We start from the raw sequence: 23,542 nt of genomic DNA on the forward strand, positions 1-23,542 counted from the left end.
CGTGAGTACGAACCGCAAGCTCAGAGTGGCCACGGTGATCACCCGCTTCAACGGCGGCGCCGGCCAGGTGGCGCTGAACGGAGCGCTCGCGCTGCCGCCCGGCGACTACGAACGCGCGATCGTCACCGGCGCCGTCGGCATCGACAGCGCCAGCAGCGAGACCGACGCGGACGTTCTCTACGGCGACGAAGCGGTGGCGAACGCGGCGGCCGGCGACATGACGCCGCAGGCGCACGCCGCCGGGATGGAGATCGTTCAGGTCCGGCCGCTGGTCCCGCAGATCTCGCCGCGCGACGACATGGCGGCCCTGAAGACGCTGACCCGGGTGCTGGCCGAGGGCCGGTACGACGTCGTGCACACCCACAGCGCCAAGGGCGGCGTGATCGGCCGGGTCGCGGCGGCGCGCGCCGGGGTGCCGCGGATCGTGCACACCTGGCACGGCTTCCCGTTCAACGAGTTCCAGTCGTGGGCGCGCCGGACCGCCTACATCAGGCTGGAACGGATCGCGGCCAAGCACACCGACGCGTTCCTGGCCATCGGGTCGGAGACGATCACGACGGCGCTGCGGCTCGGCCTCGCGACGCCCGAACGGATCCGGCTGTCGTGGCCCGCGGTCGACATCGGCGCGTACGCCACCGCGCCCGGCTCGCGCGCGCAGGCCCGCCGCAGGCTCGACCTGCCGCTCGGTGTGAAGGTCGTCGGCTCGATCGGGCGCCTCACGTTCCAGAAGGGCCCGGAGATCTTCGCCAGGGCGCTGGCGCGGCTGCCCGACGACGTGTTCGGGCTGTGGGTCGGCGGCGGCGCGATGGCGGACGAGCTCGCCAAGCTGACCGCCAAGCTCGGCATCGAGGACCGGATGCGCTGGCTCGGGCACCGCGACGACGTCGCCGATGTGCTGCCCGCCTTCGACGTCATGGCGATGAGCAGCAGGTGGGAAGGCCTGCCGTGCGTGCTGGTCGAGGCGATCGGCGCGGGCATCCCGCTCGTCGCGACCGCCGTGCCGTCCAACCAGGACCTGGTGCAGGCCGGGGAGACCGGGATGCTCGTGCCGCCCGCCGATCCCGAACAGCTGGCGGGCGCCATCGGCCATCTCCTCGACAACCCGGCCGCGGCTGCGCGGATGGCCGAACGGGCCCGCAACCGCGTCGGCGACTGGTTCTCCCCCGGCTACCTCGGCGGCGTCCTTGACGACACCTACCGGGGCAACTCGCAGCGGCCGTACCGGAAGCAGGCCGGATGACGACGACGGACGTACAGCCACCGGAGCACAGGCCCGCCCCGCCCTCGGCGGGCCTCCCGGGCCCCGCCCGAACGCCGCAGGCTCCGCCGCGGCGGGAGTTGCGGCGGAAGCGGCAGGTCACCACGCTCGTGCTGGTCGGCGGCATCGCCTCGCTGCCGATGCTCCAGCCGTTCGGGATGGGACCGGGCCCGGGCAACACCGGCCTGCCCGACCTGACGCTGGTCATCGTCACGGCGACCATGCTGCTGTGGGCGGGCACGCGGCGGCTGCCGGTGCGCTGGCCGTACCTCATCCCGACCTGCCTCACCATCATCGCGGGCGGCATCGCCGCGATCGTGAACGACGGCGCGGGCGCGCTCACCCTGGTCAAGGATCTGTTCGTGCTGCTGTGGGCGGTCAGCATCGCCAACCTGTGCCGCGATCCGAAGACGCTGAAGTTCGCGATGCGCGCGTGGGTCTGGATCGGCACGTTCTATGCGCTGGTGATGATCGTCGGCTTCGTCCTGGGCATCGAGGCGCTGTCGGGCAAGCAGCTGGACGGCGAGCGCGCGCAGTTCACCTTCGGCGACGCCAACTACGCCTCCAACTGGTTCATCTGCGTCTACTTCATCTCGCGGGCCTCGCACATCCCGGAGAAGACCTGGCAGCGCTGGACGGTGTGCGGGATCCTGCTCGCCGCCGAAGGCCTGACCGGCTCGAACGGCGGCGCGCTCGCGCTCGGCGCCGCGATCTTCCTCGGCTACCTGTTCCGGCTGGTCCGCGAGGGCAAGGCGCACCACGCCATCGCGGTCGGCGCGCTGGCGACGATCGTCGGGGGCGGCGGGATCGCCGTCCTGTCGGTCGTCGACATCCAGCCCTACCTGCAGCAGGCCAGCGACGCCTCGCCGATCCTGCGCGACTCCATCGGCCGCACCACCGGCGAGAGCACCAACTCGCGCAGCACCGTCCTCAGCACCACGGTACGGATGATCAAGGAGCAGACCCATCCGTGGGGCATCGGGCCCGGCCGCACCGAGAAGGACATGCTCTACAACCAGGAGACCTACGTCCGCGAGGCCCACAACGACTACATCGCGGCGGTGCTGGAACGCGGCTTCCTCGGCGGGATCGCGCTGATCGTCCTGCTGTGCACGGTGCTGCTGCAGTGCGTGCGGATCGCGCGGCGGAACGCCCTGAAGCCCGAGTTCGCCGCCGTCGTGCCACGGCCGGAGCTGTTCGGGTGCCTGATCGCGGTCTTCCTCATCTCCGGGCTCTTCTACGAGGTCCTGCACTACCGCCATGGCTGGGCCTTCTTCGGCCTGATAGCGGCGGTCTATCTCTTCGGGCGCAAGGAGACGGAGACCACGCGATGACCGAGACCCAGCGACCCGTAGAGCCCGTAGAGATAGAGGCCCCGGCACAGCGGCGGACGGTCAGCAAGAAGATCGTCGCGTTGATGGCGGGCAACATGGTGGGCCGCGTCGGCGCGCTCGCCTCGCTCGGCCTGGCGACCATCATGGTGGCGCGGATCGGCGGGCCCGAACTGGTCGGCGCGTTCACGCTCGTACGGATCCTGCCGGGCCTGCTCTGCCAGCTGTCGAACGCCGGGCTGCCCGCCGCCGCGCCCTACTTCCTTGCCGACGGCAGCGCCAGCGGCCGGGTCTACGACCAGTCGCGCGTACGGCCGACGCTGGCCTGGCTGACCGTCGTCGGCGCGCTCATCGGCGGGCTGTCGTGGCTGGCGCTCACACCTCTTCTCTACCTCGTCTTCTTCAAGTCGTTCGGGATCTGGGTCACGGTGGCCGCCGCGGTCCCCTCGTTCACCCAGGGGTACGTGTCGGTGGGCAAGGGCCTGCTCCAGGGCACCGAGGACATGCGCGGCGCGAGCATGGCGATCGCCGTCGAGGAGTTCGTCTTCCTGCCCATCTACGGCGTGATCCTCATCGGCTGGTACGGTCCGGGCGCGCTCATCGCCGGGCTGGTCCTCGCCGACGTCGCCGCCGCGGCCTGGATCGCGCGGCGCCTCGCCCGGCGCGGGTTCTTCGCCGGCTGGGGACGCCCCGACCTGCGCCTGGCCCGGACGATCTCCAGTTACGGCTTCCGCGGCTATCTCGGCCAGCTCATCGACCTGCTCCAGCTGCGCTTCGACATGGCGCTGCTCGGCGGCCTGGCCGGGCCGAAGGTGCTGGGCGTCTACACGGTCGCCAGCAAGTTCGCCGAGCTCGTGCAGCTGCCCGGCCTGGCGCTCAACTACGTGCTGTTCCCCGACTTCGCCAAGGACGACAAGGCGGAGGCGACGCGCCGCACGCGCAAGCTGATCCTGCCCGCGTTCGGGGTCTCGGTCGTCGCCGCGCTCCCGCTCGCCGCCATCGCGGGCACCGCCCTGCCCTGGATCTTCGGCGACGTCTTCGACGACGCGGTGGTGCCCACCTACATCCGGCTCGCGGGCGTCGTCACGTTCGGCGTCACCGGGCTGATCATGGCCTACCTGTACGGGGTCGGCCGGCCCGGCGCCGCCTCCACCTGCCAGGGCATCGGTCTCGCCGTCGTCGTCATCGCCGGCGTCATGCTGATCCCGTCGTTCGGCGCCGAGGGCGCCGCGACCGCCACCGCCCTGTCCTTCGTCGCCACCACCGCCGCGCTGCTGGTGTGGTTCTTCCACGTCGAGAGGGCCGAGAGGAACGGCCGGGCCGACCAGGCCGTGAAGGTCGAGAAGGTTGAGAAGAAGGGGTGACCGCCGTGCCCGAGAACCCGTCCGAGAAGGAGCTGGAGACCCGCTCCGTCGACCCGTCCGACGGTGTGCCGCCCTCGGCGGCCCGCCGAGTGCTGGACGTCGCGGGCGCGCTCACCGGCCTGATCCTGCTGTCGATCCCGCTCTTCCTCCTCTATCTCCTCGTACGGCTGTCGAGCTCCGGCCCCGGCGTCTTCAAGCAGACTCGCGTCGGGCAGGGCGGCCGCCCGTTCACCATGTTCAAGTTCCGCACGATGCGGCAGGGCGTCGGCGGCCTCACCGTGACCGCCAACTGCGACCCGCGCCTCACCAAGGTCGGCAAGCTGATGCGCGAGTGGTCGCTGGACGAGCTGCCGCAGCTGGTGAACGTGCTGCGCGGCGACATGACGCTGGTCGGGCCGCGCCCGGAGACCTACGACCTCGCCGTGCACTACGACGCGCACTGCCGCTGGATCTTCGACCACCGGCCCGGGCTCACCGGCGTCTCGGAGGTGCGTTTCCGTGACTTCGATGTGCTCCCGCCCGGCGAGGAGGTCGATCTGGTCAACTACATCGAACGGATCGTGCCCGCCCGCGTCCAGGTGGACGCGGTTTATCTGGCCGACCCTTCGATGGGCGCGACGTTGCGGGCACTATGGGACACGGTGCGGCACATTCTCGGCTTCACCATCCCGCCGCTCGAGGTGACCGCCCACGGCACCGTCACCGAGCGAAGCCCGCACCAGCCCGCCGACGCGCAACGGCCGGCGGAGGAGCCCGGCTCCGCCGCCTGAGCCCCACTTCATCGGGGAGAAAGATGGACATGCGTTTCAAGGTCTCGGCCGTGGTGGCCACGTTCATTCTGGTGGTGGGCTTCCTCTACTTCGTGCAGCGCAGCTCGGACGATCCCTACGAGCCGTACCGCGGACCGCTGGCCAGCCCCGGCACGACGCCGCCCAACCCCGGCGCCACCCGGCACATCGCGCTGAACACCGAGCCGAAGGACTACCCCAAGCTGAAGGAGCTCGGCTACAACCTGCTCGACGTGGACCCCGACGAGGTCGCCTCCATCCCCGAGGGCACGCAGGCGCTGGTGTGGGTCGGCAACTTCCAGTGCGAGAAGTTCGCGACCTCCTACGAGAACTTCACCGCCGCCGTCCAGCGCCTCGGCCACGACCCCAAGGTGTACGGCTGGTACCTGTCCGACGAGCCCGACCCCGGCACCTGCCCCAAGATCGCCGACGAGATCAAGCGCCGCGCCGCCTACGTCCGGCAGCAGGCGCCCCGGCAGATCAGCTTCATCTCCCTCACCGACTTCCCGATGGAGCCGGTCACGCCGAAGAAGGTCGGCGTCGACCTGGTCGGGCTCGACCCGTACCCCTGCAAGGGCTCCGCGCAGGCCCGCGACGAGTGCAACGTCGACGCGATCGACCGCATGGTGCGCATGTCCGACGACGCCGGGATCCCGCGCCGCCTGGTCGTCCCGGTCTTCCAGGCGTTCGGCACCGAGTGCTCCAGGGGCGCCAAGCAGTACTGGATGCCGACCGTGGACCAGTACAAGCAGCTCCTGCGCCGCTGGGACCGCCTCGTGCCGAACCCCCTGATGGACATCTCCTACTCGTGGGGCCACCAGGGCGAATGGGCCTGCCCGACCCTCGCCGACGCCAACGGCCAGAACGGCCGCCCCGACCTGCAGACGCTAATGAAGCGTCACAACGCGAGCAAGATGCCCGGCTGACCAACACGCCGATCTTGCTCTGAGCGCCCTCATTTCCCCCCGGAAAGGGCGCTCAGAGCAAGATCGGCGTGTTGTCGGGGCGGGGTTAGGGGAGTTTGCGGCTCGTGAGGTTGGCGGAACGGGCGTTCACGCACTCGCCGCTGGCGAGGTCGAAGGTGAAGTTGTGCGCCAGGCAGCGCAGGCGGCCGTTGTCGATGACCGCGCCGACCGACAGGTCCTCGCCCGCGTGCGGGCAGTAGCGCGGGATGTCGTAGGAGTGCCCCGCCGAACGGACCGTGATCCGCTCGCGCTCGTCGCGGCCGGTCTCGTACGCCTCGACGGCGTCCAGCGCCATCGCGTTGGCGTGCTTCAGCAGGCCGACGAGGTAGTCGTTGTAGACGTCGGGGTCGCGATAGAGGCTGAGCCGCATCGAGATGAGCAGGTCCTCCCAGGCCAGCTTGCCGGTGAGGACGCCGTCCAGCCAGCGGCCGGCGGTGGTGATGCGGTAGTGCGGGCGCACCGAGGCGCTGGCCTCGCCGACCTTCAGGCCCTCGGGCGAGAAGTCGACGTCCCACGTGCCGCCGTTCGGCCCGGTGATCTCGAACCGGACGATCATGTTGATCTGGCCGCGGAAGTAGTCGCTCAGGCCGCCCAGGAACTCGAAATGGTTGCGGAAGCGGTCGAAGAGCCCCGCGTCCGGGATCGGGTACCCGGCCATCTCGCCCTCGATGAGCTCGGCGCGGTCGGCCGCGTAACGTTCCAGGTAGCCGGGGCGGAACGCGTCGGCGAACGAGAACCGGGCCGACACCGGGTCGCGCGTGACCTCGCCGGTGACCAGGTCGACGGCGTCGCCGGGCTTGAACGACTCCCAGCGCTGGTTCGGCAGGTGCTCGCGCAGCCAGCCGGCGCTGACCTCGGGGTCGCAGAACGCCCCGTCCTCCTGGTCGAGCACCCAGTTGAGGTGGTGCACCTCGGGGTCCAGGAAGCACGGCGGCCCGGCGAACGGGACGGCGAGGTCGGGCTCGGTCTGGCGGACGAGGCGCTGTGCCGCGCGGAGCTTGGCGATGCGCTTGTCCATCGAGACCTTGGCCATCTCCTCCGGCGGGTACTCGTAGCAGATCGGGTGCCAGGAGGCGCCCGAGGTCTGCAGGGCCATCAGGCTCAGCCCACCGGCCAGATGCTTGGCCCGGCGCGCCTGCGCGGCGGTCAGCCTGGCGTCGTTGCAGTGCAGGATGCCGTGCCCGTCGGCGACGACGAGAAATGCGGCGTCATGACACATCGGCGATAGTTCCGGAATCACCGTGATCCATGATCCGCGATTGTCGAGAGGGAATTTCTCCCAGGCCCCTATCTCGATTACCTGACGACTGCCCGCGGCCGCCAGCATCCGTTCCCGGAAGGCGGGGCCCGGATAGCCCGGAATGAGGATTCGGGTGCGCTCGGGAAGCCGCTCGATGACCCAGGGATCGAAGTGATCTAGATGTTCGTGCGACACCGCGACCCAGTCCGCGTCGAGCACCGCGGGAACGCCGAGGTGATCGTTTCTCGGGTACTGGTGCCACGCACCGAGAAACGCGCCTGTTGGAGCGAGCCAAGGGTCCGCTAGCAGGCGGAACGCCGCCCCCTGGACCGCCAGCCCCGCATGTCCGAGAAAAGTGACCGTTGGCATACGGAGACTGTCTCTCCGGGGACTGGCGTTCACACCCATCGGAATGCGCAAGACGGCTACGCCGTAGGCATGAAAGAGCGGATAGGAAAAAATGGCGGGAAGGAAACCGACAATCCTGACTTAGACGCCCCGACAATGGGGGCGGTTTACCACACTTCACCCCTGTCCGCTTCCGGCCATACGCTGGTCGGTTGCGGTCAATTGACTGGACACAAGTGACCTTCGGGGCGACGGTCGAGAGGGTGCTGGTATTAGGGACGGGGGTCTTCCATGAACCACGGGCAGTCTCGGTCTTCGCCGGACGACACGCCCGCTTTTGCCACCACGCTCCCCATGCGGAGCCCTTTGGAACCCGAGCCGGGGGACCCGGGTCTCTGGCGGCGACGGCTGCGGCACGACATCAGGCACGAGCTCGGCACGATCATCATGCTGGCCTCGGCGGTCGTGGTGGCCGACGACATCGGCGCCGGCAGCCGCGAGCGGATCGAGCAGCTGCTCGGTGAGACCCGCTGGCTGGACCATCTGCTGCGCCGCCTCGACGAGGACGACGACCCGCAGCCGCTCCCCTGCCCGGAGCGCATCCGGGTGGACGGGCTGACCGCCGAGGTCGTCACGGGCCTGAGCCTCGCGACTCCGCACGAGGTGTGCTTCCAGGGCTCGGAGGCCTGGGCCCACATGGACGCGGTCGCGCTGTGGCGCGCGCTGCGCAACGTTCTGGACAACGCCTGCCGGGTCGCGGCGGGCCGGGTGAACGTCAACGTCGCGGTCGACCACGGCTGGGTCGTCATCCAGGTCGACGACGACGGCCCCGGCTTCGGCGCGGGACCGGGCACGAGCGCGGGCACGGGCGCGCCGCGCGGCCTGGCCTCTCTCGGCCTCGGCATCGTGCACGACCTCATCTCCGGCTACGGCGGCAGCCTGGAGATCCGCACCTGCGAGATGGGCGGCGCGCGCGTGCGGATGTCGCTGCCCTCGGCGCCCCCGGTGCGGATGAGCCCGGCCGTGAACCCGGCCGCCGTCATCGGCGCCGACGACTGGCGGCCGCATCGATGAGGGTCATCATCTGTGACGACCACGCGGTCTTCGCCGACTCGCTGTCCCTGGTGCTCGGCGACGCCGGCCACATCGTCGCGGGCGTGACCTACTCCCCGCAGGACCTGCTCGCGGTCCTGCGGGGGCGGCGCGCGGACGTCTGCCTGATCGACCTGCACTTCCCGTCCGGCACCGCGCTGGACTGGATGCCGAGGCTGCGCGCCGCCGCTCCCGAGACCATGTTCGTCGTGCTGACCGGCTTCATGGACCAGGAGGTCCTGGACGCCGGGCTGGCGGCGGGCGTGCGCGGCTTCGCGCACAAGGGCCAGCAGGCGCACGACATCCTCACCGTGCTGCGCCGGGTCGCGGCCGGCGACGTGGTCGCCGACCTCGGCGGCCGCGGCGGCGCGCGGCACGGCGGCGCCGCGGCGGGCGCCGGCGGCGACGCGCGGACGCGCAGCCAGGCCCAGAAGGTCGCGCAGTTCCTCACTCCGCGAGAACGCGAGGTCCTGACCAGACTGGCGCGCGGCGAGTCAACCCAGGCCCTGGCCAAGGCGATGGGCGTGACCCGCAGCACCGCCCGCAGCCACGTCCAGAGCGTGCTCAGCAAGCTCGGCGTGCACTCCCAGCGCGAGGCGGTCATCGAGGCGGCACGGCATGGACTGGTGAGCGTGGAGACCGGTGAGTGGCTCGCCGGCTGAGGAGCGTCGAGACCAGCGGAGGACCCGCCGGTCGACGACCGAAGCGGCCACGCGAACCCCGACTCCCGTCAGATCGTCCGGGTTGCAGGCATGCGTAGGCCAAATCCGGACATAGAGGCTTCGGTGCGAACCGGGTTACGTTCCGGGTGAAGAGGAGGTGCCCCCATGCCTCAACGACGAGGCGCGCTGCCCATCTCCGACGCCGAGGTCCTCGGGTGTCCGGACACCTATGTCCGCGGCGTCCCCTACGACAGCCTGGATCGGCTGCGCGCCAAGACCCCGGTGGTGTGGCTTGATGGGCGACTGGCCGACGAGCCCGGCTCGTGGGCCGTCCTGCGGTACGACGACGTACGAAGGGCGCTCTCCCGGCCTGAGCTGTTCACCCCCGTTCTCTATGACGCGCTGCACGGCCCGGTCTACGACGACGACAGGACGCAGGGTCACCCCGACGGTGGCGAGGAAGGCGGCGGCGAGCCGGAGGCCGCGGCGATGCTCATCGACATGGAGCCGCCCGCCCGCGCCATGCTGAGCCGCGTCACGGGCACCACGGTCGACTTCATCCACGACGTGCTCGCCGAGATGCCCGAGACCATGCGCAACACCCTGGCGGGCGGCGTCTACGCCCTGCTGCGCAACCCCGACCAGTACGCCCGGCTCCGCGCCGCGAAGCTGACCGCCGCCCAGCACGAGGGCGACGGCTACCGGGGCGACGGCAACGGTTCCCGAGCGGACGGCGACGGTCATCGGGCCGACGGGGACGCCTACGGGCAGGCGGAGGCCCTGCTCGACAGCGCGGTCGAGGAGATGTTGCGCTGGTGGACGCCGGTGCTGCACGTCCGGCGGCTCGTACGGCGGAACACGGTGATGGGCGGCGTGCCGCTGCTGGCCGGTGAGCACGTCTCGCTGTGGCTCACCGCCGCCAACCACGATGAGGCGGCGTTCGCTCAGCCGACCCGGTTCGTGCCCGAGCGGTTCCTGGAAGGGACAGACCATCACCTGAGTTTCGGTCAGGGCACAAGGGCCTGCCTGGGGGCCCGTCTTGCCCGGGTTCATCTCCGCGCGATGATCAATGCCGTGCTGGAGCGCCCCGGGCGGCTGGAACCGGCCGGCGAGGCCGTCCCCGTCCGCTCGATCGCCCGCCATGGCTTCGAAAGACTCCCCGTGCGCTGGGCGAATGGTCCTGCCTGAGATCAATCTCACGCGCTCGTCACCAGACCAAGCACGGCCGCGGCTGAGACCCCTGAAACAGGGCGCAACCTGCCGGACAAGGACATTCTGAAGACGTTCCGGCGACGCCCCGCGGCTACGATCATGACCGTTGGCTTAACGTTCGCTGGAACTCTCCTGCATGCCAGTTGAGTTGTTCATTGCGCGCCCATGCCGTCGGGGGCAGGGTCGATCGGACGAGGGGTGCCGTCACGTGGGACTGACCAGCGGGGGGCTGATCGCGCTCCTCAGCGTGCTGACGATCGTCGCCCTCGCGGGCACCGTATGGGTGTGGCCTCGCCTCACCACCGGCGGGATCCGCTTCCTGGCGCTGCGCGCGGGCGTGCTGCTCGGCGGGCAGACGCTGATCGTGCTGCTGCTGCTCGTGATCGTGAACGCGTACTACCAGTTCTACGGCAACTGGAACGACCTCATGGGCGCGGCAGGCGGCAAGACCACGATCCACCAGCACCCGCAGACGCGGCCGAACGCGGCGGCGACCACGCAGGTCACCCGTACGATCACCGCCAAGCTCGGCCCCGGCCACGGCGAGCGGCCCTCGCGCGACGGGCAGCTCCAGCACCTGGAGATCCACGGGGTGCGCACCGGGCTGAGCGGCGACGCCTACGTCTACCTGCCGCCGCAGTACTTCAAGAAGGACGCCGCGACCAAGCGCTTCCCGGTCGTGATGCTGATCGCCGGCTACCCGTCGGTCGACCACCTCACCTGGATCGACAAGGGGCACGTCCCCGACGAGGCCGCCAAGCAGCTGAACGCGGGCCAGATCCAGCCGATGATCTACGTGATGATGCGGCCCACGGTGGAGCCCGGCTGGGACACCGAGTGCGCGGACGTGCCCGGCGGGCCCAAGGTCGAGACGTTCTTCGCCCAGGACGTTCCAGAGGCCGTGCAGAGCGCCTACCGCACGGCACAGACCCGCAAGGGCTGGGGCATCGCGGGCTACTCCACCGGCGGCTACTGCGCGACCAAGATCGCGATGCTGCACTCCGACCGGTTCAGCGCCGCGGCGAGCATGGCGGGCCACTTCAACGCCATTCTGGACCGCACCACGCGCAACCTCTACGACGGCAGCGCCGACCTGCGCCGCGACAACAACCTCACCTGGCGGCTGAAGAACCTCCCGCAGCCGCCGATCTCGCTCCTGGTGGCCTCGGCCAGCATCGGCGAGAAGACCTATCCCTCGGCCGTGCAGTTCATGAAACAGGCCAGGCCGCCGCTCATCGTCGACGAGAAGCTGCTGCCGACCGGCGGCCACAACTTCAAGACGTTCCGCAAGTACATCCCGCCGGTCATCCACTGGATGAGCACCCACCTCCAGGGGGAATGACATGCCATTCGCCGACATGCCCCTCACCGCCGGAACGCCCCTCAGCTCAGGCACTCCGCTCGCCGATGCCGGGCCGTTCGAGCCCACCAGCGCGGGCCTGCTCCTCCCGATCTGCCTGCTGGCGGCCGCCGGCTTCGTCCTCACGCTGTGGGCGTGGCGCCGCACGGCGGGCCGCAGCGTCCTCGCCGTGCTGTCGCGAACGGGCCTGCTGCTCACCTGCCAGGTCCTGATGACCGCGACGCTCGTGCTGCTCGCCAACAAGTACTTCGTCTTCTACCAGTCCTGGAACGACCTGTTCGGCAGCGACCGCGTCAACGTGGGCGTCAAGAACGTACAGAACAGCAAGGGCCAGGAGACCAACCCCGCGGACCTGATCAAGCGGACCACGACCGACCTGGCGCCCAAGCGCAAGGGCCGTACGCCCGACCCCGCCAAGGACGGCCGGGTCGACAAGCTGGAGATCCGCGGCGCGCGCAGCGGCCTGGACACCGAGGCCTACGCCTACCTGCCGCCGCAGTACTTCCAGCCGCAGTACGCCAAGAAGCGGCTGCCGGTCACGCTGTTCATGTCGGGAGGGAACGGTCCCTCCGACGACAAGCTCGCCTGGATCAAGCAGGCCAAGCTCGCCGAGGTCTCCCTCAAGGAGGCCGCCGACGGCCGCGCCCAGCCGATGATCTTCATCATGCTGCGCTCGTACGCCGGGCTGAACCCGGCCAAGCAGCCCCCGGCGGGCCCCGAGGCGACCAAGGGCCTGCCGAAGACCCAGCCGGTCGGCGGCGGCCACCCGACGACCTGCCTGGACGTGCCGGGCCTGCGCGGTGCCCAGGCCGAAACGTTCTTCGCCCAGGACCTGCCGGTCTCGCTCGCCGACACCTACCGGCTGCCCCGCACCCGCAAGGGCTGGGGCGCGGTCGGCTACGGCACGAGCGGCCAGTGCGCCGCCCGGCTGGCGATGTTCCACTCCGACAGGTTCGCGGCCGCCGCCAGCATCGACGGCAACTTCGACCTGCCCGACGGCGGCGTCGGCACGACCGCCAGGGGCAGGCACGCCGACCTGTACGGCGGCAGCAAGGCGTTCCGCCAGGACAACGACCTGCTGTGGCGCATGCGCAACCTGCCGCAGCCCCCGATCGCGATGTTGCTCGCCGCCGGGACCGGCAGCGGCAGGCCCGCCCAGCAGGCCACCGAGTTCGCGGGCCTCGCCCGGCCGCCGATGAAGGGCGACAAGATCCTCATCGACGGCGTCCCCAACTCCCTCAAGGCCTGGCACGCCGACCTCCCCGCCATCGTCGACTGGCTCGGCGCCCACCTGCAGAGCGAGACACCGGAAAGCGCCTAACCAGGGCATACGCCTGCGGGAGTACGGGCGATCACTCCTCCCAGCCGACGCAGCCCGGGTGTCCGGGTAGTTAACGTGCAGGAATGAGCGCTCTACTGCCCGTGGGGGGACGACCCCCCACACCCCCCGGCGTGAGGGAGGGGCTTCGCCGATGAGCACTGCCGAGCCGCATCGTCCGCGCTGGCCGCGCCCGTCGCGCTGGCCCGTGTGGGTGGTCCCGCTGCTCCTGCTGCCGTTCCAGATCGGCGGCTCGTTCGGCGCTCAGCACGGCGGCGGACCCGGCGGGCACGGCCCCTGGGACTCCGGCGGGCAGGGCCCCTGGGACTCCGGCCGCCCGGCGGGGAGCCATCGGGATCGCCCGCCCTGCGAGCCCCTGGACGCGTTCGGCGTCCTGCTGCTGATCGCCGGGCCCGCGCTGCTGCTGTTCCGGCGGCGCTACCCCCGGGCGACGCTCGCCGGGGTCGGCGCGGTCACGGTCGTCTACTTCCTGCACGGCTACGTCTACGGGCCGGTCTTCCTGTCGGCGGTGGTGGCCCTGGTCGCCGCTGTCGTGGCCGGACACCGCCTGGCGGCGTGGGCGGGTACCAGTGCCACCATCGCCGTCTATTTGGCCCTCACAGCCCTGTTCGGGCAGAACGTGCGCGGGCACGGCTCGGGGCTGATCCAGGCGGAGAAGCCCGACTGGGGCGGCACGATGATGGTGATCGGGTGGGCGCTGGTCACCCTCACGGCCGCCGAGTTGATCAGGCTGCGGAGCGTCCGGCTGGCCGAGGCGGCGCGGACGCGCGCCGAGGAGGCACGGCGGCAGGCCAGCGAGGAACGGCTGCGGATGGCCCGCGAGCTGCACGACGTGCTGGCGCACAACATCTCCATGATCAACGTGCAGGCGGGGGTCGCGCTGCACCTCATGGACGACGACCCGCAGCAGGCCAGGACGGCGCTCGCGGCGATCAAGGACGCGTCCAAGGAGGCGCTGAGCGAGATGCGGTCGGTGATCGGCGTGCTGCGGTCGGACGGCGAGACCGCGCCGCGTTCGCCGACCGCCGGGCTGGACCGCCTGGAGGAGCTGCTGGAACGGGCCCGTACGGCCGGGTTGCCCGTGGACGCCCAGATCGAGGGCGAACGGCGGCCGATCCCCGCGGGCGCCGACCTGGCCGCCTACCGGATCGTCCAGGAGTCGCTCACCAACGTCACCCGCCACGCCGGGACAGGCCCGGTGACGGCCACCGTGCGGATCGCCTACGGTGATCGGGACATCGCCGTCCAGGTCGACGACGACGGCCGGGGCGTGTCGCTGCTGGACGACCACCCCGAGGGGACCGGAAGCGGGATCCGCGGGATGCGCGAGCGCGCGACGGCGCTGGGCGGCCGGTTCGAGGCCGGACCGCGGCCCGGCGGCGGCTTCCGCGTCACCGCGACCCTGCCGATCGACGGGAGCTCACCATGATCAAGGTCCTGCTGGCCGACGACCAGGTCCTCGTCCGCGCCGGGTTCCGGGCGCTCCTGGACGCCCAGTCCGACATCGAGGTGGTCGGCGAGGCGAGCGACGGCGAGGAGGCGGTCGCCCAGGCGCGGCGGCTGCGCCCGGACGTGATCCTCATGGACATCCGGATGCCCGGCATGGACGGCCTGACCGCGACCCGCCAGATCGCCGCCGACGAACGGCTGGACGGGGTGCGCATCGTCATCCTCACCACGTTCGAGCTGGACGAGTACGTCTTCGAGGCGCTGCGCGGCGGGGCCGGCGGGTTCCTGGTCAAGGACACCGAGCCGGTCGAGCTGATCCACGCGGTCCGTGCCGTCGCCGCCGGGGACGCCCTGCTGTCGCCGAGCGTGACCCGGCGCCTCATCGCCGAGTTCGCCACCCGGGCCAAGGAGCCCGCGCCCTCGCCCCGCCTGAACGCGCTGACCGAACGCGAGCGCGAGGTGATGGCGCTCGTCGGCGAGGGGCTCACCAACGAGGAGATCGCGGCGCGCCTGGTCGTGAGCCCGGCGACGGCCAAGACGCACGTCAGCCGGACGATGGTGAAGCTCGGCGCCCGCGACCGCGCGCAGCTGGTCGTCTTCGCTTATGAGTCGGGGTTGGTCAAACCGGGCTGGCTGTCCTGATTCTCTCACTCTGCGCGGATCCGCTGTCACGCCGCGCGAGGACATGACAGGGTGTAGGGGTAGACGCCCGTGCCGAATCGGGCCGAGGGGAGAGTCGAGGGAGAACGGTGCCGCACGCGACGAAGATCCTCGCCGTCGACGACCGCGAGGAGAACCTCACGGCCCTCGCCGCCGTCCTCGACTCGCTTCCGGTAGACGTCGTCACCGTCACCTCGGGGCGCGACGCCCTGCGCGAGCTGCTCCGCGAGGAGTTCGCGCTGATCCTTCTCGACGTCGTCATGCCGGACATGGACGGCTTCGAGACCGCGGGCCACATTAAGAGCCGCGCCCGCACCCGGGACGTCCCGATCATCTTCCTCACCGCCGCCGGTTCGGCCGGTGACCAGGCGTTCCGCGGTTACGAGGCGGGCGCGGTCGACTACCTGACCAAGCCGTTCGACCCCTGGCTGCTGCGCGCCAAGGTCTCGGTCTTCCTGGAGCTGCACCGCCGCGACCTCCAGGTCCGGCGGCAGGCCGCGGTGCTGCGCGAGGCGATCTCCGACGGCGTCGGCGAGGCCGCCTCCGACCGGGTCCTGAAGTCGCTGCACGACGGCGTGACGCTGATCGAGGACGATCTGGCGGAGCTGCGCGCGCACGCCGCCGGGGCGGCCGCGCTGGACCGGATCGAGGGGCACGTCGCCGAGCTGCGCGCGACGCTCGACACCCTCGCCGAGGGCGGCTGAGCCCCCGATTCCGGCCGTCCAGGGCGGCCGATCCGGCGTTCATCGCCACGCTGCGTAGCCGGATTTCAGACGTCCGAAACTCCCACTATTGACGGCCTGTCGAATATTTCCCCAGGTCAGACGCCCGAGTTTTTACCTTTTGAGGTTGTATTTGGGTTTTGCGCAAGTAAGTACTTGGGGGTAACTTCGCACCAGAACGTCACGTAAGTGACGGGCGTCACCCGTGTCCGGTTTCCCGGGCCACCTCCCCCTGGAGTGCTTCATGACCAACTCTCCCGAGGCCCCCCTCGGCCGCGTCCGCTGGAAGCGGCTGGCCGCCATCGCGGCCCCCGCCGCCCTCGGCGCCGGCGCGCTGATCTTCATGACCGCGTCCGGCACCATCGCCTCGTCCTTCGCGGTCTCGGGCAGCAGTTTCAAGGTCAGCGCCGACTCTCTCGACGGCAAGGGCTTCGTTCAGTACGGGGACGTCGACCAGTCGAAGAACGGCGACAAGCACCCGGTGCAGATCTCCGGCATCCGCTCGGCCACGATCAAGAACATGTGCCAGTCGGTGAAGGTCGGCCCGTTCACCCTGCGGCTCACCGCCGGCACCGGCGGCAAGCCCGTCGAGGCCACCAACCTGGTGCTGGACGTGGAGCAGCTGAACGCCGACGCCACGTTCAAGAACATCCAGATCGGCCAGGACGCCTCCACCCTGTCCAAGGGCCCGAACGGCGTGAAGGGCCAGGCCGGCGGCTTCGGCCAGCAGGCCAACGAGGTCCAGCTCAACAACGTCAAGCAGGTCGCCTGGGCGACCACCGCCGGCACCTTCAAGCTGAGCAACCTCAGCATGAAGCTCGGCGACGAGTGCTTCTAGAGTCCTGAGTTCCGAGGTCTGAGAGACGTATGACATCCGCCGAACCGCACGGGTTCCGCCGCTGGCGGCGGACACGCCCCTTCTGGGGTGGCGTGTTCGCCATCCTCGGTGGCATCGAACTCATCGCCATCCCCATGGCGCCCATGCCCCTGACCATCCACCAGGGCATGGCCGGCATCGCGAGCTGGCTCATCGGAGCGCTGCTCATCGTCGCCGGTGCGCTGTTGTGGTTCCAGCCGGCCCAGCGCAGCTTCTACGGCATCCTCGCCGTGCTGCTGTCGCTGGCCTCGTTCCTCACCTCGAACTTCGGCGGCTTCCTGCTGGGCATGCTGCTCGGCCTCATCGGCGGGACCATGGGCTTCGCGTGGTCGCCCATGGCCCGCCGTACGCCCCCTGAGCCGCCGCAGAACGCCGAGCCCGACTACCTCATCGAGCCCAAGCCCGCCGTGCACGCCGATCCCCTGCCCACCCGCACGGGTCCCCGGCACGGCAAGATGATGGCGTTCGCCGCCCCCGCGATCCTCCCGATCGCGCTCGGCGCGCACTTCTTCTCGCCCTCCCCCACGCCGACGCCCTCCTCGCCGACGGCTCCGGTCACCAGCCCGACGCCGGCCCCGAGCACGTCGACCACTCCGGGTCCGGACGCGACGCCGACGCCCGGCACGAGCGCGACGCCCGGCGCGACGGACGACGCGGCCAAGGCCAAGGAGTGCCCCGAGCTTCCGGCCGACACCTCCGGCCTCTCGCAGGCGCAGGCGGGCATGCTCCTGAACGAGCTGAAGGACGCCAAGAACCCGCAGTCCTGCCTCAAGGACGTCAAGACCAAGTCCGCCGGGTCCGGCTTCCACGCCTACACCGACCTGTCGACGCTGCGCGCGAGCTCGCTCACCATGTCGGGCCTCAGCTACGACGGCGTCGCCGAGCTGGACACCCCGAGCGGCACCGTCCGGGCGCTCAAGTTCTCGATGAGCAAGGCCGTGCTGAAGAACGTCGACCAGACGACCGGGCACGGCGGCGCGAGCAACAGCCTGAAGACCGGCAACCTGACGCTGAACGACGGCGTGACCATGTACACGACCAAGATGTCGTCCAAGCTGATCGGGATCCCGCTCACCTTCACCCCCGACAGCCCGCCGCCGCTGGTCCTGCCCTACATGATCATGACGGACGTGGTGTCGGAGCAGGCCGCGGTCGACGCGGGCGGCGCCCAGATCTCCGGCCTGACCGTCAACGCCTGACCCCTCGCCTCAGGCCGCTCAGCTCACCCTCGGCTCAGGCAGCTCAGCTCACCTTGAAGGTGGCGAAGGCCGTCGTCCTGACCTGCTCCATCTTGGCCCAGTCGGCGGCCGGGGTACGGAAGTAGATCGCCCACTGGACCCCGTTGATCACGACGAACCGGTCCTTGACGTGAATGTCCTGGCCGCCGAGCTCGGTGAAGGTGAACTCCCAGTCGGCGGCCTGATGCCCTTGATAGAGAACCGGTGCCGGTGCGGTGACCGGCTTGTAGTTGCGCCTGATCCGCGGCGAGGTCGGCGCCTGGGCGTTGGACAGCTGGGCCTGCGCCATCGGGTTCGCGGCGACCCAGCTCTTGGAGTCGGCCAGAAGGAACGACTTGCCGTCCGGCGACTGGAGCTGGGGCTTGCCGTCCTTGTTGTTCTTGAAGGCCCAGTCCTTGGGGACCGTGACGCTGTAGCCCACCCCTTGGATGACCTTGGTGGCCTGCGCGCTGCCGGTGATGCCGCCGGGGCCGTTCGAGCCGTTCAGCTTCTGGCGCAGGATGACGGCGCCGACCAGTACCGCCGCGACCACCAGGACGACCGCGAGGACGACGATGAGGACGGTCTTGGTGCGCTCGCGGCGCGGGTTCGGCGCGGGCGTCGGCTGCTGGGTCCACTGGCCGGGCAGCGCCTCCCAGGGCGCCTGCGTCCGGTGCGACTGCTGCGGAGCGGCTCCCCAGTTGCTCTCCAGCAGCGTGCGGGACTCGGGGTCGGCGCTGACGTTCGGGTCCGGCCGCTGGACTCCCGAGGGCGGCGAGGCGGGGCCGCCGTGGGGAGCGTCCTGGCGGGTGGCCGCCTCGATCTCGGTCGAGTCCAGCACGGTCTCACCGGGGAGCTCGGCCGAGGCGGCGATCGGGAACTGCGCCGGCGGCTCGTCCATCATCGTCTCGTCGGTGATCGACAGCGGGCCCTGACCGGCCGGGGCCTTGGGCGCCGGCGCCGGCATCGTGGCGACCTCGGTGAGCAGCGGTGCGGCCTGCGCGGCGTTCATCCGGTTCACCGGCTCGCGCGCCAGCAGCCCCTCCAGCACCCGGTTGAGCGGGCCCGCGTTGCGCGGCGGCGGCACGGGCTCGGCCAGGGCCGCCGCGAGCGAGGCCATCGCGTCCGCCCGCTCGTAGGGCGAACGGCCCTCCAGCGCGGCGTACATGGTGGCGCCGAGCGCCCACAGGTCGGACGCGGGCACGGCCCGCTCGCCCTGAGCCCGTTCCGGCGGGATGTAGGCGGGCGACCCCATCACCAGGCCGGTCTGGGTCAGCGTGGCGTCGCCCTCGACCTGGGCGATGCCGAAGTCGGTCAGCACCACCCGGCCCGCGTCGGTGATCAGCACGTTGCTGGGCTTGATGTCGCGGTGCAGGATGCCCTTCTCGTGGGCGTGCCGGAGCGCCTTCAGCATCTGCAGGCCGATCTCGGCGACCTCGCGGGGCTGGAGCAGCCCCTCCTCGATCATGTCCTGCAGCGACCTGGCCTGGACCAGCTCCATCACGATCCAGGGCCGGCCGGTCTCCTCGACCACGTCGTGCACGACCACCACGCCCGGGTGGTTGAGGCGGGCGGACGCCCGCGCCTCCCGGAAGGTCCGCTCGTAGAGGACGTCCCGCTCGGACGCGCTCAGGCCCGGCGGGAGCACGACCTCCTTGACGGCGACCTCGCGGTCGAGCATGACGTCATAGGCGCGCCACACCGTGCCCATCCCGCCGCGGCCCACCACCGCGTCCAAGCGGTAGCGGTTGCCCAGCAGATGACCCTCTGCCATGACTAAATGGTCCCCCGTAGTACAGGTCGTTGCCTAGACGAGCGCCCCGTGCCCGTCTCAACGGCAACTCTCGTAACTGGGACGCGCCGAGCGGTCGTGGAGTTCATTGGGCGGTCACGGCCGGAAGCCGCCCAGGACATTCTTCACGGTGTCCCGGTACTGGTTCCAGCGCGACGCCGGAGCCACGAACGCCAGCGCGTAGTGGCGGCCGTCGGCGGTGAGGATGCCCCGGTTGACCGCGCGCATCGTCCCCCCGCTCGTCTGGAACGTGTACTCCAGGTCGACGGCCTTGGCTCCCGGCACGGCGGCGGGGCTCGGGCCGCCGATCCGGTTGTAGCCCTTCAGGTCGTTCTTCGCGACGACCGTGTTCTCCCACTCGAGGGCGTGCTCCCTGGGCTCTCCACCCCACGGAGTGAGATCGAACTGGACGTAGGGGATGCCGGAGGTGCCCTCGCTCCAGAAGAAGGCCTGCTTCCTCTTGTAGGTCCGCCAGCCGGCCGGCACCTGGAGCGTGGCTCCGTCCCTGACGGTGCGGGCCATGCCGGGGGCCGTCACCGGCGACGCCGGCGGCGTCGGCCTGCTCCCGTCCGTGGACGTGCCGGCACCGTCCGTGGTCTTGCCGCCCGCGACGGGACTGGAGGACGCGGGGCCGGGCCCGGGCTTGTCGTCGCCCTTGTTGTTGAGCGCGACGAAGACGCCGACCGCGACTCCGGCGATCAGCACGGCCGCCGCCAGCGGGATGAAGACCTTGCGGGCCTTGCCTCCGCCGCCGGGAGTCGCCGGGTAGGTGGGCGGGCCGCCGATCGCGACCTCGGTCAGGTCGGGCGTGGGAACGGGCACCGGCACGGGAATCGAGGCGATGGGCGTGCCCGAGGGCGGCGGCGAGACCACGGGAGAGGCGGCGGTACGGGGCGCCGGGACGTGCTGTCCCCTGGCGACAGAGGCGAGCGCCTCCTCGGCGTCCGCGGCGGTCATCCGTTCCACCGGGTCCTTGGTCAGCAGCCCGGCGAGCACCGGGGCCAGCGGACCGGCCTTGCGCGGCTCGGTGGGCCGCTGGGTCATCACGGCGGCCAGCACGGCCATGGCGTCGCTGCGGTCGAACGGCGGGCGGCCCTCGACGGCCGCGTACAGGGTGGCGCCGAGGCCCCACATGTCGGCGGCCGGGGTGGCGCGCTCGCCGTTGATGCGCTGGGGCGACATGTAGGCCGGCGAGCCCAGCAGGCCCCCGGTCGAGGTCAGCGTCGCGTCCCCGGCGATGTGCGCGATCCCGAAGTCGGTCAGTACGGCCCGGCCGTCGCTCGCCAGCAGCACGTTCGCCGGCTTGACGTCCCGGTGCATGATCCCGATCGCGTGCGCGGCGCTCAGTGCCCCGACCACCTGACGGCCGATCTCGGCGACGCGCTCGGGCGGCAGCGAGCCGTCCGCGTCGATGATCTCCTGCAGGGAACGGGCCGCCACCAGCTCCATGACGATCCAGGGACGGTCGTCCTCGTCCACGACGTCATGTACGGTCACCACGCCCGGGTGGTTCAGCCGGGCCGTCGCCCGCGCCTCCCGCAGCGTCCGCTCGTGCCTGCTCTCGCGCTCGGCGTCGCCCGCGCTGTCGGTCAGCTGCACTTCCTTGATCGCGACGTCCCGGTGCAGCACCTCGTCGACGGCGCGCCAGACGGTCCCCATGCCGCCGCGGCCGACCACCGACACCAGCCGGTAGCGCCCGGCCAGGATCCGTCCGGCCCCCTGAACAGCCTGATCCCCCAATGCCATGGGAGGGGACACTACCGACCTCACCTAACAGAACGGCATACAAGGTCCGGATCGGTATCCCTCGGACCGCCTCGCGCCTGGGTCCCGCCCTCGGTCCCGCCTCGGTCCCCGGCCGCGCCGTACGGTCAGTCAGCGGGTTTGAACTGCTCGTATACGGGGGCCAGGTCCGCGAGGGACTTGTCCCAGCCGCTGTCCTGCGTGACGAGAACGATGGCGTAGCCGATCCCGTTCATCACGAAGCCGCGGTTGAGGCCGTGCATCCGGCCGCCGTCGCCGTCGTAGGTCCACTCCCAGTCGGCGGACTTGGCGCCGGTCGGGTCGCTGATCGGGGACCCCTTGGCCACGGGCGCGATCTTGATCTTCTTGTAGCCGGGGAAGCGGCCGCGGGCGCTGGGCTCGTACTCCTCCCAGTCCTTCAGGGCGCTGGGGTTCGGGTGCGAGGTCTGGTCGACCTGGATGTAGCCGCCGTGCGGGGCATCGAAGAAGACGCTCGACTCGGAGCTGCCGCGCTTCTTCGGCCCCTTCCAGCCGTCCGGGACCAGGATGGAGAAGCCCGTCTTGTCATCGTGCTTGTGGAATCCCGCGGGGACGGACGGGCTGGAGGGCTTGGCCGAGGTGGGCGGGGCGGAGGTCGGGGGCGCGGACGACGCCTTGGTCTGGGTGGCCTTCGTCGAAGGAGACTTCGTGGGGCCGGCGTTCTTCTTGTCGCCGCTGGACATCGCCATCGCGACGCTGACGATCGCGATCAGGAGGATCACGACGATGGCGGCGACGATCAGGATGTTGCGGCCCATCGGGACGACGGGCCGGTGCGGGGCGTGGGTGACCGGCGGGAAGTGGGTGCCCGCGGGCTCGGTCGCCGCGGGGCCCGGCCGGTCGGCCTCGGCCAGGTCGGCGGGCATGGAGCTCACGCGGGTGCGGTTGTCCTCGGCCGGAGGCTCCAGGTAGGCGTCGTCGAACTCGTGCTCACCGAAGGTGCCGAACGAGTCGTCGTAGGCGTCCGACGGCTTGGGCTCCTCGGGCTCGGAACGGCGCTTGACCGGCGCTTCCAGGGGAAGCTCGACCGCGAGGGTACGCTGAGTGTCGACAGTCTCACGGCGGACGATCTCGTCCAGCATGATGCCGGCCTCGATGGCATCCATGCGCTGGTCGGGGTTCTTGCGGAGCAGGCCCTCGATGACCGGGGAGAGCCGGCCGGCGCCCGCCGGGGGCTCGGGGTCCTCGGAGATGATCGCGACGAGGGCCGCCATCGGTTCACTGCGTTCGAACGGGGACTTGCCGTCGACCATCGCGTAGAGCGTGACGCCCAGGGACCACAGGTCCGAGGCCGGTCCCGCGGTGCGCCCGCGCGCCCGCTCGGGGGCGATGTAGGCGGGCGACCCCATCACCAGGCCGGTCTGGGTCAGCGTCGCGTCGCCCGAGGCGGTCGCGATGCCGAAGTCGGTGAGGATCGCGCGGTCGCCGCGGGTGAGCAGCACGTTGCTGGGCTTGACGTCGCGGTGCAGCACGCCCGCGTCGTGGGCGGCGTGCAGGGCGGCGAGCATCTGGCGGCCGATCTCGGCGGCCCGCCGGGACTCCATCGGCCCGTCCTGCTTGATCACCTGGTCCAGGGACCGCGCGTGGATGAGCTCCATGACGATCCAGGGGCGGCCGTCCTCCTCGACGACGTCGTAGACGGTGACGACGCCGGGGTGGCCGAGCCGGGCGGCGGTGCGGGCCTCGCGGAAAGTGCGCTTGTGGTGCACATCCCGCTCCTCATCGGTGAGACCATGCGGCAGGATGACCTCCTTCACCGCAACGTCACGACCGAGGACCTCATCGTGAGCCTGCCAGACCGTGCCCATGCCACCGCGACCGACCTGGGTCACCAGTCGGTAGCGGTGAGCGAGCAACCGCTCGCCGGTGGACTCGTTCGGCATATCCGCGACCATATCGACTTTTGCTGACAATCTTGGACTCGGCCCTCGCGGGCCTCGCCCCCCACTATCCCCCCACCTGTACGACGTCCGGTGTAACCCCCGAGTTCACGCCGGACAATTGACCGACAGAGCGTGATGGACGTGACAACCGGTACAAATAAGAGACCACGACAGCACCGCGACGGGGGGACCATGGCGGAG

19 protein-coding genes and 1 pseudogene are annotated in these 23,542 nt (G+C 70.7%); 15 read left to right on the forward strand and 5 right to left on the reverse strand.

The features are described from left to right. The first annotated feature begins 1 nt into the window (after nt 1). From J4573_RS14235 to J4573_RS14255, 5 genes are read left to right on the forward strand one after another with little or no spacing between them, the layout of a single operon-like run. On the forward strand, nt 2-1,240 hold the full coding sequence (locus tag J4573_RS14235; RefSeq protein ID WP_208255901.1) for a glycosyltransferase: 1,239 nt from the start codon (nt 2-4) through the stop codon (nt 1,238-1,240). Further along, nucleotides 1,237-2,592 carry an O-antigen ligase family protein gene (locus J4573_RS14240; RefSeq protein ID WP_208255902.1) on the forward strand — a complete coding sequence of 452 codons (1,356 nt, stop codon included), beginning with the start codon at nt 1,237-1,239 and terminating at the stop codon, nt 2,590-2,592. The genes J4573_RS14235 and J4573_RS14240 overlap by 4 nt, the downstream gene beginning before the upstream one ends. Beyond that, nucleotides 2,589-3,953, forward strand: a complete 1,365-nt coding sequence (locus J4573_RS14245; protein ID WP_208255903.1) for a lipopolysaccharide biosynthesis protein — start codon at nt 2,589-2,591, stop codon at nt 3,951-3,953. The genes J4573_RS14240 and J4573_RS14245 overlap by 4 nt, the downstream gene beginning before the upstream one ends. Further along, on the forward strand, nt 3,950-4,723 hold the full coding sequence (locus J4573_RS14250) for a sugar transferase (RefSeq protein ID WP_208255904.1): 774 nt from the start codon (nt 3,950-3,952) through the stop codon (nt 4,721-4,723). Before J4573_RS14245 ends, J4573_RS14250 begins: the two co-directional genes overlap by 4 nt. A gap of 23 nt (nt 4,724-4,746) precedes the next feature. Beyond that, nucleotides 4,747-5,667: a hypothetical protein gene (locus tag J4573_RS14255; RefSeq protein WP_208255905.1), complete on the forward strand. Its 921-nt coding sequence runs from the start codon at nt 4,747-4,749 to the stop codon at nt 5,665-5,667. An 85-nt stretch (nt 5,668-5,752) separates the two neighbouring features. Here the strand turns inward: J4573_RS14255 and J4573_RS56070 are convergent, their stop codons facing one another. Together J4573_RS56070 and J4573_RS56675 are read right to left on the reverse strand one after the other, a co-directional pair. Further along, a complete protein-coding gene (locus tag J4573_RS56070; RefSeq protein ID WP_307796630.1) occupies nt 5,753-6,946 on the reverse strand; it encodes a Rieske (2Fe-2S) protein in 1,194 nt (397 codons plus the stop codon). Between the two features lie 105 nt (nt 6,947-7,051). After that, nucleotides 7,052-7,354, reverse strand: a pseudogene (locus J4573_RS56675) (MBL fold metallo-hydrolase); the annotation flags it as partial. A 294-nt stretch (nt 7,355-7,648) separates the two neighbouring features. Between J4573_RS56675 and J4573_RS14265 the strand changes: the two are divergent. The 10 genes from J4573_RS14265 (at nt 7,649) to J4573_RS14310 (ending at nt 17,866) form a co-directional block, all read left to right on the forward strand. Further along, nucleotides 7,649-8,368 (forward strand): sensor histidine kinase, encoded by a 720-nt coding sequence (locus tag J4573_RS14265; RefSeq protein ID WP_208255907.1) that lies wholly within the window; start codon nt 7,649-7,651, stop codon nt 8,366-8,368. Beyond that, complete coding sequence (locus J4573_RS14270; RefSeq protein WP_208255908.1) at nt 8,365-9,048, forward strand: response regulator transcription factor; 684 nt, start codon at nt 8,365-8,367, stop codon at nt 9,046-9,048. Before J4573_RS14265 ends, J4573_RS14270 begins: the two co-directional genes overlap by 4 nt. A gap of 165 nt (nt 9,049-9,213) precedes the next feature. Continuing rightward, entirely contained in the window at nt 9,214-10,236 is a 1,023-nt protein-coding gene (locus J4573_RS14275) for a cytochrome P450 (RefSeq protein ID WP_208255909.1), read from the forward strand. A 232-nt stretch (nt 10,237-10,468) separates the two neighbouring features. Beyond that, the gene (locus J4573_RS14280; protein WP_208255910.1) at nt 10,469-11,602 is read left to right on the forward strand and encodes an alpha/beta hydrolase; all 1,134 of its coding nucleotides are present in this window, start codon (nt 10,469-10,471) and stop codon (nt 11,600-11,602) included. A 1-nt stretch (nt 11,603) separates the two neighbouring features. Further along, on the forward strand, nt 11,604-12,941 hold the full coding sequence (locus J4573_RS14285; protein WP_208255911.1) for an alpha/beta hydrolase: 1,338 nt from the start codon (nt 11,604-11,606) through the stop codon (nt 12,939-12,941). Nucleotides 12,942-13,092: 151 nt separating this feature from the next. After that, nucleotides 13,093-14,388 carry a sensor histidine kinase gene (locus J4573_RS14290; RefSeq protein ID WP_208255912.1) on the forward strand — a complete coding sequence of 432 codons (1,296 nt, stop codon included), beginning with the start codon at nt 13,093-13,095 and terminating at the stop codon, nt 14,386-14,388. Beyond that, nucleotides 14,385-15,050 (forward strand): response regulator, encoded by a 666-nt coding sequence (locus J4573_RS14295; protein WP_208255913.1) that lies wholly within the window; start codon nt 14,385-14,387, stop codon nt 15,048-15,050. Before J4573_RS14290 ends, J4573_RS14295 begins: the two co-directional genes overlap by 4 nt. A 107-nt stretch (nt 15,051-15,157) precedes the next feature. After that, complete coding sequence (locus tag J4573_RS14300) at nt 15,158-15,772, forward strand: response regulator (RefSeq protein ID WP_208255914.1); 615 nt, start codon at nt 15,158-15,160, stop codon at nt 15,770-15,772. Nucleotides 15,773-16,034: 262 nt separating this feature from the next. After that, entirely contained in the window at nt 16,035-16,628 is a 594-nt protein-coding gene (locus J4573_RS14305) for a DUF6230 family protein (protein WP_208255915.1), read from the forward strand. Between the two features lie 29 nt (nt 16,629-16,657). Further along, entirely contained in the window at nt 16,658-17,866 is a 1,209-nt protein-coding gene (locus J4573_RS14310; protein WP_208255916.1) for a DUF6114 domain-containing protein, read from the forward strand. 43 nt (nt 17,867-17,909) lie between these two features. Here J4573_RS14310 and J4573_RS14315 read toward each other — a convergent pair whose 3' ends face one another. The 3 genes from J4573_RS14315 to J4573_RS14325 all read right to left on the reverse strand — a co-directional run bounded on the left by J4573_RS14315 (nt 17,910) and on the right by J4573_RS14325 (nt 23,341). Continuing rightward, nucleotides 17,910-19,658 carry a serine/threonine-protein kinase gene (locus J4573_RS14315; protein ID WP_208255917.1) on the reverse strand — a complete coding sequence of 583 codons (1,749 nt, stop codon included), beginning with the start codon at nt 19,656-19,658 and terminating at the stop codon, nt 17,910-17,912. Nucleotides 19,659-19,772: 114 nt separating this feature from the next. Then, complete coding sequence (locus J4573_RS14320; protein ID WP_208255918.1) at nt 19,773-21,422, reverse strand: serine/threonine-protein kinase; 1,650 nt, start codon at nt 21,420-21,422, stop codon at nt 19,773-19,775. A 125-nt stretch (nt 21,423-21,547) separates the two neighbouring features. After that, nucleotides 21,548-23,341, reverse strand: a complete 1,794-nt coding sequence (locus J4573_RS14325; RefSeq protein ID WP_208255919.1) for a serine/threonine-protein kinase — start codon at nt 23,339-23,341, stop codon at nt 21,548-21,550. Nucleotides 23,342-23,542 lie beyond the last annotated feature (201 nt).

Source organism: Actinomadura barringtoniae (genome assembly GCF_017573505.1).
GTDB lineage: Bacteria > Actinomycetota > Actinomycetes > Streptosporangiales > Streptosporangiaceae > Spirillospora > Spirillospora barringtoniae.

Bases quoted from the DNA above. Each gene is read 5' to 3' on its own strand.
- J4573_RS14240 (WP_208255902.1), top strand. From the start codon at position 1,237: ATGACGACGACGGACGTACAGCCACCGGAGCACAGGCCCGCCCCGCCC.
- J4573_RS14245 (WP_208255903.1), top strand. From the start codon at position 2,589: ATGACCGAGACCCAGCGACCCGTAGAGCCCGTAGAGATAGAGGCCCCG.
- J4573_RS14255 (WP_208255905.1), top strand. From the start codon at position 4,747: ATGGACATGCGTTTCAAGGTCTCGGCCGTGGTGGCCACGTTCATTCTG.
- J4573_RS14265 (WP_208255907.1), top strand. From the start codon at position 7,649: ATGCGGAGCCCTTTGGAACCCGAGCCGGGGGACCCGGGTCTCTGGCGG.
- J4573_RS14270 (WP_208255908.1), top strand. From the start codon at position 8,365: ATGAGGGTCATCATCTGTGACGACCACGCGGTCTTCGCCGACTCGCTG.
- J4573_RS14275 (WP_208255909.1), top strand. From the start codon at position 9,214: ATGCCTCAACGACGAGGCGCGCTGCCCATCTCCGACGCCGAGGTCCTC.
- J4573_RS14285 (WP_208255911.1), top strand. From the start codon at position 11,604: ATGCCATTCGCCGACATGCCCCTCACCGCCGGAACGCCCCTCAGCTCA.
- J4573_RS14290 (WP_208255912.1), top strand. From the start codon at position 13,093: ATGAGCACTGCCGAGCCGCATCGTCCGCGCTGGCCGCGCCCGTCGCGC.
- J4573_RS14295 (WP_208255913.1), top strand. From the start codon at position 14,385: ATGATCAAGGTCCTGCTGGCCGACGACCAGGTCCTCGTCCGCGCCGGG.
- J4573_RS14305 (WP_208255915.1), top strand. From the start codon at position 16,035: ATGACCAACTCTCCCGAGGCCCCCCTCGGCCGCGTCCGCTGGAAGCGG.
- J4573_RS14310 (WP_208255916.1), top strand. From the start codon at position 16,658: ATGACATCCGCCGAACCGCACGGGTTCCGCCGCTGGCGGCGGACACGC.
- J4573_RS14315 (WP_208255917.1), bottom strand. From the start codon at position 19,658: ATGGCAGAGGGTCATCTGCTGGGCAACCGCTACCGCTTGGACGCGGTG.
- J4573_RS14320 (WP_208255918.1), bottom strand. From the start codon at position 21,422: ATGGCATTGGGGGATCAGGCTGTTCAGGGGGCCGGACGGATCCTGGCC.
- J4573_RS14325 (WP_208255919.1), bottom strand. From the start codon at position 23,341: ATGCCGAACGAGTCCACCGGCGAGCGGTTGCTCGCTCACCGCTACCGA.